Source organism: Nocardia sp. NPDC056564 (assembly GCF_042793755.1).
Classification (GTDB): domain Bacteria; phylum Actinomycetota; class Actinomycetes; order Mycobacteriales; family Mycobacteriaceae; genus Nocardia.
This window is the reverse complement of record NZ_JBHTUR010000019.1, coordinates 113282-133856: the sequence shown is the minus strand read 5'-3', so window position 1 is coordinate 133856 and position 20575 is coordinate 113282. Positions and strand designations below refer to the sequence as shown.

10 protein-coding genes are annotated in these 20575 nt (G+C 68.8%); 6 read left to right on the top strand and 4 right to left on the bottom strand.

The features are described from left to right. Positions 1-45 precede the first annotated feature (45 nt). Positions 46-327, top strand: coding sequence for a PLD nuclease N-terminal domain-containing protein (locus ACFQ9K_RS35100; protein ID WP_378713339.1), 282 nt, complete (start codon positions 46-48; stop codon positions 325-327). Positions 328-331: 4 nt separating this feature from the next. Here ACFQ9K_RS35100 and ACFQ9K_RS35095 read toward each other — a convergent pair whose 3' ends face one another. Next, complete coding sequence (locus tag ACFQ9K_RS35095; RefSeq protein WP_378713337.1) at positions 332-1855, bottom strand: hypothetical protein; 1524 nt, start codon at positions 1853-1855, stop codon at positions 332-334. Between the two features lie 147 nt (positions 1856-2002). Continuing rightward, on the bottom strand, positions 2003-2446 hold the full coding sequence (gene dtd / locus ACFQ9K_RS35090; RefSeq protein ID WP_378713421.1) for a D-aminoacyl-tRNA deacylase: 444 nt from the start codon (positions 2444-2446) through the stop codon (positions 2003-2005). Positions 2447-2695: 249 nt separating this feature from the next. Between dtd and ACFQ9K_RS35085 the strand changes: the two genes are divergently transcribed. Then, the gene (locus tag ACFQ9K_RS35085; protein ID WP_378713335.1) at positions 2696-5137 is read left to right on the top strand and encodes a hypothetical protein; all 2442 of its coding nucleotides are present in this window, start codon (positions 2696-2698) and stop codon (positions 5135-5137) included. Beyond that, positions 5137-5463: a WXG100 family type VII secretion target gene (locus ACFQ9K_RS35080; RefSeq protein ID WP_378713333.1), complete on the top strand. Its 327-nt coding sequence runs from the start codon at positions 5137-5139 to the stop codon at positions 5461-5463. The genes ACFQ9K_RS35085 and ACFQ9K_RS35080 overlap by 1 nt, the downstream gene beginning before the upstream one ends. Before the next feature lie 27 nt (positions 5464-5490). Here the strand turns inward: ACFQ9K_RS35080 and ACFQ9K_RS35075 are convergent, their stop codons facing one another. Then, positions 5491-7812 carry a tetratricopeptide repeat protein gene (locus ACFQ9K_RS35075; protein ID WP_378713331.1) on the bottom strand — a complete coding sequence of 774 codons (2322 nt, stop codon included), beginning with the start codon at positions 7810-7812 and terminating at the stop codon, positions 5491-5493. 103 nt (positions 7813-7915) lie between these two features. Beyond that, the gene (locus ACFQ9K_RS35070) at positions 7916-9481 is read right to left on the bottom strand and encodes an amino acid permease (RefSeq protein WP_378713329.1); all 1566 of its coding nucleotides are present in this window, start codon (positions 9479-9481) and stop codon (positions 7916-7918) included. A 181-nt stretch (positions 9482-9662) separates the two neighbouring features. Between ACFQ9K_RS35070 and ACFQ9K_RS35065 the strand changes: the two genes are divergently transcribed. From ACFQ9K_RS35065 to ACFQ9K_RS35055, 3 genes are all read left to right on the top strand, one after another. Next, a complete protein-coding gene (locus tag ACFQ9K_RS35065) occupies positions 9663-10445 on the top strand; it encodes a MerR family transcriptional regulator (protein WP_378713327.1) in 783 nt (260 codons plus the stop codon). 399 nt (positions 10446-10844) lie between these two features. After that, a complete protein-coding gene (locus tag ACFQ9K_RS35060; RefSeq protein WP_378713326.1) occupies positions 10845-11168 on the top strand; it encodes a hypothetical protein in 324 nt (107 codons plus the stop codon). Between the two features lie 6 nt (positions 11169-11174). Continuing rightward, the gene (locus ACFQ9K_RS35055) at positions 11175-20567 is read left to right on the top strand and encodes a hypothetical protein (protein ID WP_378713323.1); all 9393 of its coding nucleotides are present in this window, start codon (positions 11175-11177) and stop codon (positions 20565-20567) included. The last annotated feature ends 8 nt before the right edge of the window (positions 20568-20575 follow it).

The window sequence follows — 20575 nt, the reverse complement described above, 5'->3', positions numbered from 1 at the left end:
AGTCACCGATGTGGTGCGAAGGGGTCCAACCCTACGCTCAGTGGCATGACAACAATTGCTCTCGCTTCCGCTCCCGTCCTGGCCAGTACCGCCGAGACGGCAGGCTCGATCGCCTTCGGTGTCCTCGCCGTAGCCGTCGCCATCGGCGCCATCGCGCTGTTCATCGCCGGTGTGGTGAGCGCGCTACGCTCCAGCAACTACGCGGCCGCCGGGAAGGCCATCTGGGTGCTGCTCATGCTCGCCTTCCCGTTCCTCGGCCCGGTGGTGTGGTTCGTCTGGGGGCGCAACTCGACCATCCAGCCGATACGGCCGACCACGGCGGGGTGACGGTCTACGGCGTAGTCCGGAAGAACAGCACGCGATCACCGTGCTCGGCCAGCGGGGTGGTCGCGCTGATCTGCCGCAACCCGCTCGACGGAAGATAGGTGAGGTTGGCGAACATCTGGGTGTTGCCGAACGCCGCGCGCAGTTTCGTCTCGTTCGCGCGGTCGGCGTTCAGATCGGCCAGCATCTTGAAGTCCAACGGCGCCAACGGTTTATCCAGCGGAGCCTGCCCCGCCGGCCGGCCGAGGGCGGCGTACTGGGTGGCCGCCCCGTGCTCGTACCAGCACAGCTCGTAGGCGACGTGCTCGGTCACCGTGATCGCGGCCACCGGCCAATCCTGGGACAGCCGCCTGGCCAGCGGATGCTTGCCCACCGGCGTCAGCTCCCAGTGCAGGCTCATCACCGTCACCCAGCCGCCGTAGGGCTGATCGATCAGCACCACGTCGTCGCCGAGCTTCTCCGCCGTGTTCACCTCGGCATCGGTGATCTTCCAATGCTCCTCGCGCTCACCGAGATAGCTCTCCCGATCCAGCGGGTAGGCGTCGTCGGTCGCGTACGCGCCGATGATCGCCGCGCGGATCTGCGCGATCGCGTCCGGCACCGGGCAGTACACGCTGAGCGCGCCGAAACTGGTGCCGATCTGCACCGGCATCGAGGGCGGGTCCGGTTCCGCGCCGGGCAGCAGCGGCCGCAGGCCGACCAGGGCCAGCTTCCAGTTGATCTCCTCGACGGTCGACAGATCGCCGGAGGACTTGAACAGGATCTGCTGCTGGGTCAGCCGACCGGCCTGCTCCAGCGTGCGGCAATTGAGTTCGGCGAGCGCCCGGTACGACTTCGGGGTCAGGTCGAGATCTTGAACTCCGCAGGCGCGCAACCGGATCGACATGGTCGTCGAGGTGAACGCGGAGTACCGCTCGCGATACATCGACAGCGCCTGCTTGCGTGACCGGCCGACCATCAGGGTGCGCAGCAGCGTGCTCAGGCTGGCCAGGTATTTACCCGACAGCTCCGGGTTCGCCGCGGCCAGCGCGCTGCGGATCCGCGCCGCCTCCTCGCTGGCCGCGACCGCGGCGTCCTGATCGAGACGGCCGAGCCACACGCCACATTTCGAGAGTCCGTCGGCGCACAGCCCCGCGACCTCCGGATGGATGCGCGCCACCCGTCGGTAGGTGTCGCACGCGCGCCGGATGGTGGTGGTGGCGAGTTCCCGGCGACCGCTGTCCCTGGCCGCGAGTTCGACCGACCGGAGCGCCTCGTTCAGCTCGCCCGCGAGCCGGGCGTTGAGCACCTGCCCGGTGGAGAGCAGACGCAGCCGGATGGCGACCGCCTCCTCGGCGGGCGCCAGCGCGTCCCTGGTCCGATCGCGTACCGACCCGTTGGTCTTGGTGGCGATGAAGCCCTTCGCCAGATCGGCGAGCGAGGTGGCCAGTCGCAGATCCGCCTCGACCGAACGATCAAGCGCCGCATACCGATCCGCGGCGACCCGACGCTCCAGCGCGTCCAGATCCATCGCGTCCCTCGTTTCCAGCATGATCCTCCGCTAAGCGGCGGCAGCGTGCCACCCGCACCTTCTAACGCACGAGTCTGTCACGGTTATCGGCTCGGCGCACCAGGATCTTGCGCGGGTGATGTGGGCAGGGTGTGCTTCGAATCGGCGGCGCGGGCCGCTGTCCCGGAATCACCCTTCCAACAGCAGCGTGACCGGCCCGTCGTTCACCAGCTCGACCTGCATGTGCGCACCGAATCGCCCGGTCGCGACGGTGGCGCCGAGCTCGCGCAGCGCCTCGGCGAACGCGTCCACGAGGGGCTGCGCGACCGTGCCGGGCGCGGCGGCGTTCCAGGACGGGCGGCGGCCCTTGGCGGTATCGGCATAGAGGGTGAACTGACTGACCACCAGGATCGGCGCGGCCAGGTCGGCGGCGGAGCGTTCGCCGTCCAGGATGCGCAGCCGCCATACCTTGTCGGCGAGCGCCTTCGCGGTTGCCTCGGTGTCGCCGTGGGTGGCGCCGACCAAGGCGAGCAGTCCGTGGGGCACCCCGGACGCGGCCGGGTCGATCCGGCCGACGATCTCGTCCTCGACGCGCACCTGGGCCGAGCTCACTCGTTGCAGCAGGATTCGCACAGTCATCGATCATGCCGTGCCTGCGTGCGGTGGGTGCCCCGGGTTCTCCCCGGCCGCGCGCAGGGTGCGTTCCCGGATCGGGGTGAGACGGATATTGAGATCGAATTCCGTTGGGCGACACCGCGAGTTCATCCGTGTGCGGTGTCGTGGAAGCCAGTCGACGGGCGAGCGGGTGGAGCATCGATGACCGACGAGCGGGCCGGGACCGGCCGGGCGACGATGGCCGCCGACGGGGGCCGGTGAGCGGGGATGGGACTGTATCTGCCCGAGGAACTGCGCTGGCTGGGCTGGATCGCCGGGGCGACCTGGCCGGACGGCGACGAGAGCGGCATGTGGGAGATCTCCGCCGCGTGGAAGGCCGCGAGCGCCGACCTGACCGCCCTGCTGTCCGAGATCGACGCGGCCAAGAGCGCGACCATGCGGGCGTATCTCCAGGGTGACGGCGCAACCGCCATGGGCGTCGCGTTCGACCACTTGCGCACCGGCGACGAATCGCTGGAGTCGCTGGCGCAATTCCTCCAAACCGTGTCCGACTCCAGCTTTGACGCGGGCACCGAACTCGAGGCGACGAAGCTCAACATCATCGTCTCGCTCGTCTGGCTGGCGCTGGAAATCATCTGGGCTTGGCTGTTTCCGCCGACGGCGCCCGCGGCGGAGGCGGCGGCCATCACGACCACGCGGTCGATCCTGCGGGTGCTCGAGGACAAGCTGGCCGCGCAGATCGGCCGGCTGGCCGCGAAGCTGGGCGCGGCCACCGAGAAGCGCTTCTTCCTGAAGACGCTGGCGTCGGGCCGCCTGGTCGCGCCGACCGCCAAGGGGTGGGGGGTCTACTCGGTGAAGCTGCTGGAGACCGGCGTCACCTCGGCGGGCTTGGACGCCGCCGTACAACTCGGGCAGATGGCCGCGGGACATCGCCGGAAGTTCGACGGTACCCAGTTCGGGGTATCGATCTTCGCCTCGGTCGCGGGCACCCTCCCCTCGCGAGAGTTCGCGCGCTACTTGGGTTTCGGGTTGGACAAGGTGATCGGCGGGCGGAATATCGGCGCGTGGGGCGCTACCGGGCGCGGTGCGTTCATCGGCGCGGCCTCCGGGATCGTCGGCTCGGCCGCGGGCAACGTGGCGGTCGGGGTGGCGACCGGGTCGTGGACATCGTTCTCCTCACCCAGCGGATGGGTCGGAGCGGCGGCCAGGGGTGGATTGGTCGGCGGTGCGCGCGGCGGCTTCACGCTGAAGACGGTGTCGCCGAACGACATACGCCGGTTCGCCTGGGCGAACAAGCCGACGCCCGCACCTGCGCCGGTAACCAACGGTGGGCGGACGGGGTCTACCCGTACCGGTGATGGATCGGTATCGGTGGCCAATGGTTCAGGAGGGCAATCGCATTCGGGCGGATCGCGGTCGGTGACGACGGCCTCGGTGTCGAACGGCGGTGGTTCCCAGCATGGATCGCAGCCGAGTGGCTCCAGAGGCGGTTCGCAGAACGGTTCGCACTCGGTGGTGTCGGGTGGTGGTTCCGGGAACGGTTCGCATTCGGGCGGATCCGGCCGCGGGTCGCAGGATGGTTCGCACTCGGTCACGTCAGGGGGAGGGTCGCAGAACGGTTCGCACTCGGCGGCGGCTGGTGGCGGTTCGCAGAATGGCTCGCACTCGGTTACGTCTGCTGGAGGCTCACCGCCGGGTTCGCAGCCGGGGGGAGGAGCGCAGCACGGATCGCAGTCGGCTGCGTCCGGGGGTGGTTCGCAGAACGGTTCATCCTCGGGCGCTTCGGGGGGCGGCTCGCGGGCGCAGAGTGCGCATGCGTTCGGCGGTGGCGACGGGCAGTCCGTGACGTCCAGCCGGTCGTCGACGCACGGTGACGGATCGTCGGTGCGATCTTCCGGTGGTTCGTCGAGTAGTGGTTCGGGCCGGACGGGTTCGTTCGTGACGGCCAGCGAGGGGGCGGGCGGGTCGTCAGTGCGTGATTCGACCGGTGGTTCCTCGATCCGCGAATCGAACGGCGGTTCCTCGGTGCGTGATTCGGTCGGTGGCTCTTCGGGGCGTGCGTCGATAGGTCGCGATTCGGCCGACGGGTCCTCGGGTTCCTCGCGCAACTCGGGCTCGTTCGTCACCGCGGAATCGGTTGGTGCAGCGGGAAGTCCGCCGCCGTCCATACGGAGCAGCACCACCGGCGCCGAGCCACCGACCTCCTACCAATCATCGGTCGACGGCGGGTGGACGCCGCCCGGAGGGAGCGTGCACGGATCGCCGCCTGGCGGCAGCGTCCATGGATCGTCGTCCGGGGGCAGCGTGCCCGGATCGTCGAACAGCGCACCGAGCGTCGTGAGCCATCCGTCGGGCTCCTCGTCATCGGCGCCGGGTGGCGCGGGCTCGTCCGCAGCAAGCCAGAGCGGCTCTGGCACAGCAGGTTCCACCGGATCTTCGAGCTCGCGACCGGCGACGTCTGGCAGCGGCGGATCCGAGCCGGACCGCCCCGCGCCCCGTCCGGACCCGAATGCCTATCTCGGCCCGGGCAAGGACATGAAGGCGAAGACCCGGCCCAAGCAGATCATCGACTGGGGCCCCATGCCCCCGCCGTTCACGGTGCCCGCCGCACCCACCCCCGACCACTGGATTCCCGCTGCCGCGCAACCGGACGAGGCACCGGAGGTCGACGTGCCGTTCACCATGACCGATGAGGAGAAGAAGAGGTAATGCCGAAATTCGAGGTCGACACCGATCAGCTGCGCACCGCGGCGAAACATGCCGCGGGAATTCACGACCGCATCGACGGCGTGCTCGCCACCTTGGAGTCCAAGCTGGGCGCGACCGGCACCCCTTGGGGCAAGGACGGTTTCGGTAAGAAGTTCGCCGACGGGGAGAAGGGCTATCTCGCCGCACGCGACAACCTGCTGCAGGGCATCGGCGGCATCTCGGGGACGTTCGGCGCGATCGCCGACGGTCAACGCGACGCGGCCGGCCTGATCGATGGGCAGGAATCCACCAGCACCCGCTCCTTCGGCAAGCGCGGCAAGCCCTGACCGAATCGCGGTGCCGGACTTCGTTTCTTACCAGAGGGAACGGGGCCGGATGTCGTTGGCCAGGTCGATCAGCGCGTAGCGGTGCAGCCGATTCTGAGTCGTCCGCGCGACCGCCCGCAGGACCGATTCGAGCCCGCCACGCAGCCCGTCCTCGGTGTAGCGGAACCCGAGGATAGTGCTGCGCCCCTCCGGTTTTCCGCCGTTGTTCAGCCAGGCCAGCGCGGCAGCCAGCACGATCGCCTGCAACTGCATCAGGCGCGGTTCGTCCGGCAGTGCGTAGAGGTGTGCGGCAGCGGCGTCGAGATCCGCCTGGGTCAGCTCGGCCACCGGCTTGGTGACCAGCAGCAGACATGCGGTCATTCGCGCGGCATTATGATGCCGCGACGAATCCGGCACCTGCTGCAAGGTGGACACGGCGGTGAACACATCGCCGTCCACGGCGAGCCTGCGGGCCAGGCCGAATGCCGCGCTCGCCACGCCACGGGTGTTCCGCCAGACCGACCGGTAGTACTCCGTCGCCGCCTGCCGCCACCGATTCGGCTCGTCCGGATTCGCGTCGGTCTGGAGCAGGAGTTCGGCGGTCGCGGCCAGCGCCAGCAGCGGCGCGATCTCACCCGGAACCATCGAGTGCACGCGATCGAAATGCTCGTAGGCCTGTGCGTAGCCGGCACAGCACAGTTCCGCGATGCCCGTGTACCAATCGATCCGCCAGTCCGCGCGATGGGCGGGCAGCAAGCGTGCCAGGCTTTCCCTGGCCTGCTCCACCTCGCCCAGGTCCAGATGCGCTCGGACCGCGGCCAAGGTGCCTTCCAGGTCGAAGGTTTCGGGCGTCGCGATGGCTCCCGCGCTCATATCGGCGATGCTCTGCCGCAGCGTATCGAGCGTCTGCTGCGGATCGCCGTGCAGCAAGGGGGACAGCAACTCCGCGCTCGGGTCCTCGCTGTCGATCAGCGGGACCGGCAGTGCGGCAACGACACTCGGCGGTTCGAGGGTCGGCACCTGGTGCACGCCCTCGATCACCCCCTCGGTCTGCCGAATCAGCGTATCGATGCCGAAATCGCCACGCGGCGAACCGAATACCGCCGAGGTCTGCGGATACTCCCGGTTCGTATCCTCGGCGAGCACCGCGCGCAGCACGCCGGCGAGCTGACGGTACATCGCGTACGCGGACGGAAACCGTTGTGCCGGATCCGGATCGGTCGCCCGCAACAGCAGCCGCTCGAAGACCGGATAGCGGCGCAGCACCGGTTCCTCGTCGGCCGGCGGAATCCCGGGGAGTTTCGGACCGCCCTTTTCGGTCGGCATATTCAGCGTCAACGCGGCCAATGTCCGTCCGACCGTGTGGATATCGGAGGCGATGGTCGGGCCGGTGCTGGTGAACTCGGGCGCCTGATATCCCAGGGTGCCGTACAGGCTGCCGCCGGATTCCCTGGCCGCCACCGCGCCGAGGTCGATGAGTTTCACCTCGTCCTCGGTGACCATGATGTTGTCCGGCTTCAGATCGTTGTAGGCCAGGCCGAACGAGTGCAGGTAATCCAGGGCGGGCAGCACCTCCATCACATAGGCGATGGCCTCGGCCACCGGGAGGTGCTCCGGTGCGCGCAGATCGAGCATTTCCTTCAGTGATTGCCCGCCCACGTACTCCATCACGATGTACCCGCACGGAATTCCGTCCGCCGAACGGTGTTTGACGAAGTTGAAGATCTTCACGATCCCCGGATGCGCCATTTCCGAGAGGAACTGCCGTTCCGCCAGTGCCACCACGTGGGCCTCGAAGTCGAGCGGATTCTGCAACCCTTTCAGGACTACCCAGCGGTCGCTGACATTGCGGTCGCGGGCGAGGAATATCCAGCCCATGCCGCCGTAGGCGAGGCAGCCCTGCACCTCGTATTGATCGGCGATCAGATCGCCGGGGGCCAGCAGCGGCCGGAAGTTGAACGGCGACCCGCAATTCGGACATTTCCCCGACGTGGGGGCGGATCCGTTGCCTGCCGAGCGGCCGACGGGCTTATGGCATTTCCAGCAGAACCGTTTGTCCTCGGGTACCTCGGGATTGCGCAGGATCGCGGTCGCCGGGTCGACCTGCGAAACTCGGGGCAGATCGACCAGTCCCGCGCTGAGCCGGCGAACACTCGGCCGGGACCGGACGCTGCGTTCGGAACCGGGGTCGGCGTCCAGGTCCAGCGAATCGTCCTGATCGGGCAGCCAAGGGCTGGTTTCGGCCGGTGAAACCCGTCGAGTAGCCCACTGATATTGGGCCCGTTGTGCCAATTCTCCGAGATCCTCGGTCAGTGTGGTCGATTGAGCAGGCGGGCGAATGTCATCGGAGCCACTGAAGTGTTCCGGCATTCGACCCTCTCAGCACCAGCGCGTTCGACGTCGGCCGAACCCGCACCGCTCCGCGGCACCGGTGGACAACCGTTGCGGCGGAGCGGGGCGGAACAGGTCGGCCTTATCGCGATTCTGCCTCATTGTTCGTTGCGGCGTTGTTGCTTGCCCGGGATATATCGGCGATACGCGGGTCGCGGTGTTCCATCGGCCGCTCGGCGACGACGGGGAACGCGCCGGTGAAGCCTTCGCGCAGGGCCGCGAGGTGCAGGACCCGGCCGCGGGCGAAGAACCAGCCGAGGATCATGGCCGGGACCATGATCACGGCCATCGCGATCACCGCGCCGCGCTGCACGTCGCTCTTGCTGAACAGCATGAGCACGACCACCGCGGCCAAGAACACCAGGGTCGCGATGCTGGTGTACGGCGCGCCGATCAGCCGGAAGGAGGGGCGCGTCATCTTGCCTTCCTTGGCCCAGCGCCACAGCTTGAGCTGGCAGAGCACGATCGCCGCCCACGCGGTGATGGTGCCGAGTGCGGACATGTTCAGCACGATCTCGAAGGCCTTGTCCGGGACCAGGGCGTTGAGCCCGACGCCGATCAGCGCGACCGCGCCGGTGGCGAGGATGCCCACGTAGGGCACGCCCCGCTTGGACATCAGGCCGGCCATCGCGGGAGCGCTGCCGTTCATCGACATCGAGCGCAGGATGCGCCCGGTCGAGTAGAGCCCGGCGTTGAGGCTGGAGAACGCCGCGGTCAGCACGACCAGGTTCATCATCGTGCCCGCGCCGCCGACACCGATCTTGGAGAAGAAGGTGACGAACGGGCTCTCGCCGGACTTGAACGCGGTGTAGGGCAGCAGCAGCGAGAGCAGCACCAGCGAGCCGACGTAGAACAGCGCGATGCGGGCGATGACCGAGTTGATCGCGCGCGGCATGATCTTTTCCGGGTTCTCCGCCTCGCCGGCGGCGGTGCCGATTAATTCGACTGCGGCGTAGGCGAAGATGACGCCGGTGGTGCACAGCACGATGGGGATGATGCCGTTGGGGAGCAGGCCGCCGTGCTGGCTGATCACGCTGATCCCGGTGCTGTTGCCCTCGATCGGGCGCCGTCCGGCCAGGAAGACGGTGCCGACGATGAGGAAGCCGACCAGTGCGACCACCTTGATCAGCGCGGCCCAGAACTCCATCTCACCGAACCAGCGCACCGACACCATGTTGATGGCGACCACCAGGGCCAGCGCGACCAGCGCGATGGTCCACTGCGGAATCACCTGCATGCTGCCCCAGTAGTGGACGTAGGTGGCGATCGCGGTGATGTCGACGATGCCGGTCATACACCAGTGGAAGAAGTACATCCAGCCGACGCCGAAGGCCAGCTTCTCGCCGTAGAACTCGCGAGCGTAGGAGACGAACGAGCCCGACGAGGGGCGGTGCAGGATCAGCTCGCCGAGGGCCCGCAGGATGAAGAACACGAAGATGCCGCACACGGCGTACGCCAGGAAAAGCCCTGCCCCGGCGTCTTTCAGTCTGCCGCCGGCGCCTAGGAACAGCCCGGTGCCGATCGCGCCGCCGATGGCGATCATCTGCAGTTGACGTGGGCGCAGCGCCTTGTGATAGCCCGCGTCCTCGGCGTGCAGTGCCCGCGAAGCCGGCTCCTGCGTCTGTGCGGGAGGTCGAACGATGGTCATGCCTGGGCCTTTCATGTGACGGCAGTCATATCGCTCAACAACGTACCGTTGTTTAACGGCACGTTCAATAGATGTACATGGTTGTCATCTCATGAAACGTGATCGTCATACAGTCAGATCGACTGGCTATCGAACGGCAATCATTCGGTCAGCGCAGGTTTCGGTGTGGTTTCCTTGAGGTATGGCAGCGGGTACGGAATTTACGATCGATGAGCTGGCGCGTGAGGCCGGCACGACCGTGCGAAGCCTGCGCGTCTATCACGAGCGCGGCGTGCTGCCGCCGCCGCAGGTGAAGGGGCGCACCGGGTTCTACGGGTCCGACCATCTCAACCGGGTGCGCACCATCGGCCGGTTGCTGGATCGGGGCATCAAGCTCAACGGGATCAGGGAACTGCTCGAGGCCTGGGATCGCGGCGACGACCTGGGCGACATCCTCGGTGTGCCGGAGCCGGAGGCCCTCGATCACCCCGGCGCGGCGGTCGAGTCCGCCGTGCCGAGCGATCCGGGCGCTGCCCCCGCTGTCAGTGAAATGGTCGTCGCCGCAACGGAACTCGCGGATCGGTACCGGGATGTGCCGCATGGTCTCGCCCGGGTGGTCGCGACCGGCATGTACGAGCCGCTCGATGCCGCCACCTACGTCGTGGCCGACCAGCAGCTCGTCCGGATCGCCGAGCAATTGGCGGTGTCGGGGGCGGCGCCCGCGCAGATCCTGGACGAGGTGGAGCGGTTGCGGGGGGATTGCGATCGGATCGCCCGGCGCTTCGTGGACGTGTTCGAGCGGACTGCCTGGCAGTCGTTCCGGCAGTCCGGGCGCACCCAGGCGGACCGGGCCGAGCTGGCCGAGCGCGTGCTCGCCGCCCGGGTCGTGCCCGGTCAGGCGGCGGCGGAGCTGGTCAACCGTTTCGTCGCGCACTACCTGAACCGCGACATCGCGGAGCTGGCCGAGGAGCTGCCCGGTCTGTGAGGCGGGATCGGCGGCGTCCGCGTCGCGAATCTTGCCGCTAGACAGCGGCACGTTCTTTGATGTAACGTTTGAGGTGGGATCCGGGGGCATGCACAAAGCGACGCCAATCTGCGCATGCCCTCGGAACCTGGCCCCTCGAACGGGCGCCCGCGGCACACCGGCCGAAGTAGCCGATGTTGTGCGCGGTTGAGCTTCCCGTAGCGCCCCCGTCGGCCGAACATCAACGCGTATAGCGCATTTCGCGAGGTGGACGGCCGGGTGTACCCGCATGTTGTCTGTAACTGTCGCGGCACTTTCCGTTCATGTCCGAGCAACAGGCGAGTTGCTATGGACTGTCATCGTCGAATGCGTACAGCTGATGTGGGTGCGGGCCGACCGCACATACGCGGAGGGAACGCGGTGGCGGACAAAGTCCAGTACGACTCGGATCTGTTCTTCAAGGCAGCGAAGAAGACCGGGGACGCGCGCGACCGAATCAACACGGTGCTGCACACCTTGCAGGCGTCGATCAACGCGCGCGGAAACCCCTGGGGCAACGACACACTCGGCCGCAACTTCGCCAACGGGCCGGACGGATCCGGCGGCTACACCTCCTCGCGGGACAACATGATCACCGGCGCACAGAACATCGCTGGTTCGCTCGACAACTTCTCGACCGGCCAGACCAAGAGCGCCAAGCTGCTGGAGAAGATGGAACACGGGAACCGCGACGGTTTCTCCTGATCCACCATGATCGAACTGCCGGGCTTCCTGGAGTGGCTCGAGCCGATTGTCGGCATGGAGTGGCCCGAGGGCAACGAAGACCAGATGTGGGCGCTGGCCCAGGACTGGCACACCGCCGCCGCTGAACTGCGCACCATCCTCGCCGACATCGATGCGGCGAAAAACGCCTCGCTGACCGCCTATCCGGCCGGTGCGGGCGTCGAGGAGATGATCAAGGGCTTCGACAGCATGCGCTCCGGCGACGGGTCGGACAAGGACCAGTCGCTGACCAAACTGGCCGAACTCTTCGACCAGATCGGCGAATCCGCCGGCGGCGTCGGCACCGAGATCGAGTACGCCAAGCTGATGTACTGGTCCTCGCTCGGGCTGCTGGCCGGCGAACTCGCCGCGGCCTGGCTGTTTCCGCCCACCGCGCCCGCGGTCGAGGCGGCCGCGATCGGGATCACCCGGATCGCGGTGCGAATGATCGGCGAACGGGTGGTCTCCGCGATCATCCGGCACGCGGGCAAGCTCGTGGCATCGAAGCTCGCGAAGTTCCTGCTGCGGCATGTGGCGATCGATACGATGCTCGGCACGCTGCAGGAGCTCGGCGTCCAGCAGTGGCAGGTGGACCACGGCCACCGCACATCGATCAACTGGGATCAGGTCGCGGTCACCGCGGTGAGCTCGGCCGCGGGTGGTGCCGCGGCGGGTCCGTTCGGTGACTGGCTCGGCCACCGGTTGAGTTCGGAGATGAAGCCGTGGATGCGGGCCGCGATCACCGGTCCGGCCGCCGGTCTGGTGGGCGCGGGCGCGGGATTCGTCGCCGCGACCGGCACCCAGTTCGGCATCGACGCCGCACGCAACGGTATGGGGGATGCCTGGAACAACCTGAAGCACACCCAGGTCGACTGGCGGATGTTCACCGCGGGCGCGTCGAACGGCGCGATGTCCGGACTGAACAAGGTTGGTGCGCAGCATGCTTGGGGACACATGCGCCCGGACCTGTTCGGCAGGCCCGGTTTCGGCGACCGCTTCGACGCCGCGGTCAATCCCTCCGGCGGCGGGGCGAATTCGACCGATGGCGCGGGGGCGCGGCCGGCGGGCGCCGGCGACGGAAGCGGCCGGGGCTCGTCCCGTGACGGCGGAGCGACCAGACCGGCCGGCGCTGGAGATGTCTCGGGCAACGGACAGGGCGGCGGAGTCAACGGACAGCGTGCGGGCGATGGCGCCGGATCCAGTAGCAACCGTGGATCGAGTGACGGTCAGAGCTCGGGCGCCGCCAATGGTCCCGGCGATAGCCGCGCATCGAGCGCCGATCGTAATTCTGCCGAGGCCGGCGGATCCGATGCCGATCGTGGATCCGCCGATGGCCGGAACTCGGGCGATGCCAATGGGCCTGGCGATAGTCGCGCATCGAGTGCCGATCGTAATTCTGCCGAGGCCGGCGGATCCGATGCCGATCGTGGATCCGCCGATGGCCGGAACTCGGGCGATGTCGACGGGTCCGGCGAGCGCCGCGGGGCGAATGATGGGCGTAATTCGAGCGATGCCAACGGCTCTGGCGATAGCCAGGCTTCGAGTGCTGACCGTAGTTCTGCCGAGGCCCCGGGGGCCGATGCGGGCCGGGGAGCGGGTCATGGTGACCAAACCGGCGATGCCCAGGGGCGATCGGGCGATGCGACGACCCGGGATGCGGACCGGGCGGCCGGCGATTCAACATCGGCGCATTCCGGCGGCGACGGTGAGAGGCGGGCCGGCGCCAGTGGCTCCCGGCCAGTCGACGGCGCGGGATCGAACGCGGATCGCACTGCGGCACAGACCGATTCCGCAGATCCCGCAACTCGGCGTGCGGGCCCGGCACCGGAAGTGGACGCCGCGCACGGCGCGGGTTCCGACGGCCGGATCGATGCGACCTCCACGGGCAGCGAACCGGTCACGGTGCGAAACACCGATGGCGGACTCATCGCCAATGCGCCGATCCATGCGACGCCTCCCGGGAACCCGGGCGCTGCGCCCGCCCACCCGACAGCGGTCAATCCGGCTACTGCCGGTGAAAACCGCAGTACTCCACAATCTTCCAGTGCGTCTCGCCCGGCGTCCGCGGATGTGCGTGCGCACACCGCGTCGGACGCCCCACGCGTCGAACAACCGCGGGCCGGACACCCGGACAGCCGTCCGGCCGCAGATGCCCGCCCGCCCGCCGATCGCCCCCGGGTGAGCGACGTCCGTGGTGACGGCACCGCCCCGCGCACCCGAGAACCGGATCGCACCGGCCTAGCGGACGCCGCCCGCAGCGAGCATCAGTCGGCGCTGCAATCGGGTTCGAGCGGCGAGCATCCGCCGCGCGCCCGGTCGAGTGCGGACGGGGCCGCCGAGACGCGGCAGCTCGGCGATTCCGACGCGCCACGGTTGGCTGACAGCTCGCACACTCGACAGGACGGCCCGGCAGCGCTCGACGTAGCCGGCCTGCTGCCGCTCGCCGCCGCGGCGGGCGCCGACGCCGCACCACGCGCGGATCATCGGACCACGCCACCGGATACCGCCGCGGCCGCCGATCCCGACCACGCCGCCACCCGCCCGGATCGATCGGAACTCGACCAGCGGCGCGACTGCGCGGTCCGCAGCCTCGAACTCATCCGTCGGCTCACCGGCAGCGACGTGATCGACGTGCCGACCCGGGAAGTCGGTCTGGACGGTGTATCCCAGAGCGAAATCGAGCAGGCCGCGCACGCGCCGCTGCGAGACGTAGGGAACCACAACGAGATTCACGACGCGCTGATGTACGAGACCCGGCCGGACGGCAGTTTCGTACTGGACTCCGACGGCAACCGGATCGAGCGCCCCGACGGTGTGGCCGCGCTGGTGATCGACGTCTACGGCAAGAGCGACGAGCACAATGTCGGCGCGCACGCCTACGTGCTGGTCAAGGAGAACGGCACGATCGTGGTGCGCGATCCGATCCTGGGCCTGCCGCACGACTTCCCGCCGGTACCGCCCGGCGCCGACTATCCGGTCCGGCTCACCCGCACGATCCTGTTCGACGAGCACGGAATTCCGCAGCAGCACGCGGATTCCGCGCTGCCGCCGCGGGATCCGGCGTTGCACGAGGTCGGGGTCGGGCACCGGCCGCCGGACGGCGAACCGGCATCGGGTTCGGATGGCGGCGGCAAAAAGCCGCCCGAACTGCCACCGCCCGCCTCGCCGGACGACCCCGGCGGTGCGTCGAATACCAACCGCGACAACGACTCCAGCGGAACTCCGGTATTGGAACCGGATTCGGTGGTGCTCGCCGACGACACCCACCCGCACACTCTCGACATCAATGGTGAGCAGGTGCCCTTGGCACTGCACCCGGACGGCGAGGATCGCTGGCGCGCGGTACCGGCCAGTGACGGGGAACCGCCCGCGCGGCAAGAGGGTTCAGGCGAGGTCGAGAAGAAGTCGCCGGTTCGGCGGGCATGGGACCGCATCCGGGACCGGATCTACATCCGCGGTTACGAGGGGGACAACCCCAAGTACCCGTCCGGCTCGGGTGAGGACGGTCGCGGGCAGACCGCGCTGCGGGACGGGGTGGCCAACGCGCCGCACCTCTTCGACCAGCCGCCTGCTCCCGCTCCGCACGTTCCGCATTCGCCGACCGTTCCGCATGTCGGACCGGCGCCGGACGCATCGGACAAGGCGCCCAACGTCGCTCGCATCCTGAAAGAGGGCGCGACGATCTGGAAGAACCGCGAACACCTCCCGATCCTGGGTCAATTGTCCGGGCGGACAACCGATGTCGCGGGTGACTTCGTCGTGCCGCGCACCGCGGACGGTGAGGAGTACCGCTTCTGGGTCAGTGACGCCGACCCGGATCTGGTGCGGGAGACCATCACCGATCTCTTCGAGGTCAGCCAGATTTCGGCGGAAGAGGCCAGGGCCGTCCTGGAAGACGCGCTCTCGGTGTCCGATCCGGAACAGCGGCAGCGGATCGTCGACGACATGGAGCGTTTGGGCCTGGTCAGCGAAGACGAGGCGCGGGCGCTCGAGCAAGAACCGCCGGCGCACCCGGATCCCACGCCGGACCCGGACGGCCCTCCGCCCGAACACGAGTCGCTGTCCGAGCTGGCCGACCGGCTCGGCTTCGGCCTGCCCGACGAGGATCCGGCGACGGTGCGCCGGGTCATCGACGAGCAGGAGTACCGCGCGCTGCGCGAGGCCGCGGCGATCGAGGGCCTCGCCGACGCGCACCGGCGCTACAACGAGGAGCAGACCCGCCCGTACACCAGAGCGGATGTGGCGGGCCAGGATTCGCGCCCCGCGCTCGGCGAGGGCGAGCAGCGTAATCGCCCCGGCGAGCTCGAGGGACCCGACCGGCGTCGGCGCGCGGACGAGGACCGGTATTTCGACGAGGACGAGTTCGACGACGATCCCGGCCATCGTCCGGTCCGGCAGGGCGAGCCGGATCCGGCCGGACGGCCGGTTCCGTACTCCGACCAGGTCAGCTTCTTCGACGACAACCCCATGGGCCGCTTCCTCAAGGAGCTCAACGCGGCCTTCGACGGTTCCACGGGGGTGCAGAACTACACGCCGGTCGGCAACGGCGCGGACCCGCTGAAGGAATGGGGTGATATCGGCCCCAATGATCCCGAGCTCGGCCGGGACCAGGGCCCGCGGGCCTACTTCGAACACGCGCTGCGCCGCGACCAGCTGCGCGACGAATTGTCCACCTGGGCACAGATGTTCGGCCTCGACATCGATTCGGTCACCACGCAGCGGATCGACGAGCTGCGGGCGGCGAATCAGGCGCGCGCGGACCGGGTCGCCGAATTCGCCGACGCCGCCGAATTCCGCCTGCATCCCGAATCCGGCGATCAGCCGCCGATCGGTGAACCGTTCGGCGACCAGGTCATGCGGATTCCGGTCGGCGAGGACGTGCCGGACCGACTCGTCGTCATCGATGGACCGCAGGACCGGGCAGCCGCGCTGGCCCGCGTGCTGGCCGACAATCCGGATCTCGCGCAGGCGGTGAATCGTGGTGAGGTCGAGGTCGACTACCACAAGGCGCGCACCGATCGGAACGGTCGTATCCAGCTCGAGCCGGTCGATACGCCGGACGTCTATCACCACCGCGAGACGATCGACGGCCGCGATCTGGCGGTAACCCTGTTGCGCGACAAGGACGGTCAGTGGCATCCGGTCGTACTCGACCAGGCCGACGTCCCGCACACCGGGCCGTCGGCGGCGGACGCGCCGGAACCACCGCCGCGGCCGCGCGCCGAGGTGCTCGCCGACCTGGTGGATCTGGCGCGGACCCTCGGCCTGCAACCGGAGGCGCTGCACCCGGACCGCGTCGCGCAGACGATCGCGGATATGAAGCTGGACAACGCCGTTCGGGCCGGTCAGATCGAGGCGCTCGCCGACTTCGCGCGCTCGATGAACGACATCTCGTCCTTCAACGACATCGGTGACGCACGCAGCCAGCTGGCGACCCGCCTCGGCGTTCCCGAGGCGGAGCTGACCCCGCAGCGGATCGCCGAGGCGCTCACGGATGGTTCGTTCCGAAATGCGTTGCGCGCCCAGCAGGTCGGCGATCTGGTCGCCTACGCCAAGCAACTGCGCGATCTCGACCCGGCCGCGTTCGTCGCCGCGCGCGATCAGCTGGCGAAGCGGCTGGGTGTCGAGCCGTCGGAACTCTTTCCGCCGAAATACGCCAAGAACGACGCGGGCCGGTTGGTGCACGGGCTGGACTCGAACAGCCTGGATCCGAAGAAACTGCGCAAGCTGCTCGCGCAGCTGGAACGCGACGGCAAGCACGACCTGCTGCGGAACGCGCTCACCGAGTACGCCAATTCGCTGATCAAGGTCGATCCCTACGCCGATGTGCCGCGCGGTGATCTGTCCGCCGATCCGCGGGTCACCGGCGAGCCGCCGATCCACGATCCCGAGGCGATCCACGCGCTGCGCGACATCATCCGCGACGCAATGGATTCCGGGGACTCGCTCGACTTCGGACAGACCCTCGCCGAGCATCCGCGCCGGCCCGACGGCGACGGAACCTGGGATCGCGACAGCGATCCAGAGAGCGATCGGCCCGATCCCAACCGGGACTGGTCCCGGTTGGTCGGCGTCGATCTCGCCGACGCGGACGACGCGACGTTCCGCAAGGTGTACGAGGCGTACCGCGACGGAAAGATCGAAAAGCACGAGGGCCTGACTCCCAAGGAGCTGGCCGCGGAGATCGCCAAGATGCGCGACGAGGTGCGGCAGCGGGCCGCGCGGATCCGCGAACTCGCCGACCTGGCCGATCAGTTCTATCGGGCGCCGGAGCAACTGCCCGCGGGCGAGCAGTCCGCGCATCCCGGCGACGGGCGCCCCTGGCCCGAACTGGGCGGGCCCGGCGACGATGGCCCGACGCCCTCCTCGACCTTCACCGAACCGCCGCCCAGCGGGCCGGGATCGGATGGCGCCACCCGGCGCCCCGCCCGCGAGGGCGGCGATCAGCAACCGGGCGGGAGTTCCGCCACCGATGATCCGGCGCGGCAGCGGGATTCGGGGCAGCGCCCGAACGACCCGGGTCATCGGGCGACGCTGGCCGGGGAGCCGCCGAGCGCCGAGCCGAAATCGCGCGCGGATCGGCCGACGACGGATACCTCGGCGGACCCGCGTGCCCGGATCGATGAAGCGCTGGCGCGTGAACTCGCCGCTCTGGACGAATCGCAACAGCGCCAGGCCGACGAGGCCGACGCCGAGTTGCAGCGAACGCTGGACCGTCTGGAACAGATCGGCCGGGACCTGGACAAGCCGCTCGATCTGCATGACGGTGTGCCGGAGTCGGATTCGGTGGCACCGCGCGCGCGAATCGATGACGCCGTGGCGCGTGAACTGGCCGCGCTGGACGAGTCGTATCGGCGGCATTCGGATGAGGCCGATGCCGAGCTGCGTCGGGTGCTCGATCATCTGGAACAAATCGGTCGTGATCTGGCCGATCGGCTCGAGCCGCAAGGCGTTGTGCCGGAGCCGGATTCGGTGAGCCCGAGGGCGCGGATCGACGAGGCACTTGCCAGGGAACTGGCCGCCCTCGACGAGTCGTACCGCCGTCATGCGGACGAAGCTGACGCCGAGTTGCGGCGGGTGCTCGACCATCTGGAGCAGATCGAGCGCGACCTCACAGCACGGCTAGAGCCGCAAGATATTGCGCCGGAATCGGATTCGGTGTCTCCGTCGTCGCGGATCGACGCGGCGGTGGCGCGTGAGCTGGCGGCGCTGGACGAGTCGTATCGGCGGCATTCGGAACAGGCCGATGCCGAGTTGCGGCGGGTGCTCGGCCAGCTCGAGCAGATCGGCCGCGACCTCGCTGAGCAGCACGAGTCACACACTGCTGCGCCGGAGGAGGATTCGGCGAGCCCGGCCGGCCGGATCGACGCGGCGCTGGCCCGCGAACTGGCGAAGGTGGACGAGGCCTACCGCCGCCACGCGGAACAGGCCGACGCCGAGTTGCGCCGCACGCTCGACCACCTCGAGCAGATCCGCACCGATCTCGCGTCCCAGCGCGAACACCAGCAACTCATGGCGAACCTCGAGGCCGCCCACCGCGAAATGATCGCCAAGTTCGACGAACTCGACCGCCGCGCATCCACCCACCCGGACGAGGAACCACCGACAACCCCCGCCCCGCCGCAGGAACCACCCACAGACCCCCACGGCTCCTCGCCCCGCAAGCCCTCCGCCCCGGACCCCGCCGCAGACCACGGCCCATCGCACGAATCCGACCACCCCCCAACCCAAGACCGATCGACTGACCCTGAGTCGCCAACCAACCGGGATCCCGAGTCCGGACTCGAACAGACGCCTCCGCGCGAGTCGGCCGTCGCGGATCAAGCCGTGCCGAAATCGGAAAACGGTGACGCGCAAACGAAGCAAAGCGACGAGGGCATTGCGCCGAAGCCCACTACGAAAACCAGCAAGTCGCCTGCTGACCGGCCCGAGCCCACCCCGCAACGGGAAACTGACGACTCGGATGCACCGACACGCAGGCGCGACGGTGGCGACCCAACGGAGCCAGAGCTGTCGCCTCGCCGTGGCCCGGAGCCCGAGACCGGTGACAGCGGCGCGCAGGCGAATCGTAGTGGTGACGCCGATCCGCCTGATTCCGCCACCACTCAACGAAATCCGAAACCGCCGCAGCTGCCTGGCCGTGCACTGAGGTCACACATCCCGCACCCGCCACGAGACTACGAGTTCGAGTTCCCCGGCCCCCTGGACTCCGCTCCCATCCCGTGGCCGGTCCCCGACCCCCAACCCCCGGTGGAACCGCCGCGTCCGCCCCACCCACCGACACCTCCGCACCCGCCTACGCCGCCGCACCCACCAACGCCGCCAGCGCCACCGCACACTCCGGATCCGCCCCAGCCTCCGGCACCGCCCGTAGCGCCGACGCCGCCGGTCCAACCGATTCCGCCGGTCCCGCCGCATCTTCCGGTGCCGCCGGTCCCGCCGCACATCCCGGTGCCGCCGCACCCGCCCGTGCCGCCGGAGGTACCTGAGCCACCGAACCCGCCGCACCCACCGGTTCCACCGAGTCCGCCGGAGCCGCCGCATATCCCGGTACCACCAAGTCTGCCGAACCCACCGCACCCACCGAATCCGCCGGTGCCGCCACACATCCCGGAACCTCCGAATCCGCCCGTGCCACCGAACCCGCCGGAGCAGCCGGGTCTACCGGTGTCGCCCAATCTGCCGGAGCCGCCCCATATCCCGGTGCCGCCGAACACGCCGGCACCACCACACCTGCCGGTTCCGCCGAACCTGTCGATCCCACCGCAGATTTCGACACCCCCGCATCCGTATCCCGAGGGTCCGGTTCCGCCAGGAACGTCGGCGCCGGCGAATCTGCCACCAGGCGTGACGATTCCACCGGCCGATCAACCAGGATCCTCGCTACCGCCGTGGACGCCCATCCCACCCATGGGCGGCCCAGGGCCAGGCGGCAACGGTCACCGCAACGGCGGCAATGGTCATGGTCGACGCGCGTATACCGGCGAAAGTGGCGGCGGCGCAACGGTTATCGTGCGCCCATACGTCGGCTACGGCGTATGGGCAGAATTCGATCCCATCACCGGCGCGCTGCGGGCGACACCTGGTGGGTCCAGTCGGCTCGGCGGTGTCTACGCCGAACTCGGCGAAGTCCCCGTGGTGCTCTACCGGCACCATGGCAGGTTGGGGCTGCGGGTCGGCAACCGCGACATCGATCTCGACGGCCCGGTCACCATCGATTGGTATCCCTACGATCGCCGCAACACCAGGTTCGTGGTCAGCGTCGCCGGCGTCCCCGCCTTCGACGCGATCTACCGTTCCGTTCCTGCCGACGTAGACCTAGGCCTGCTGGTCCGGGACATCCTCGCCGACCCTTCGCGTAGCGCCGCGATCTTCGCCTGATCTGGCGA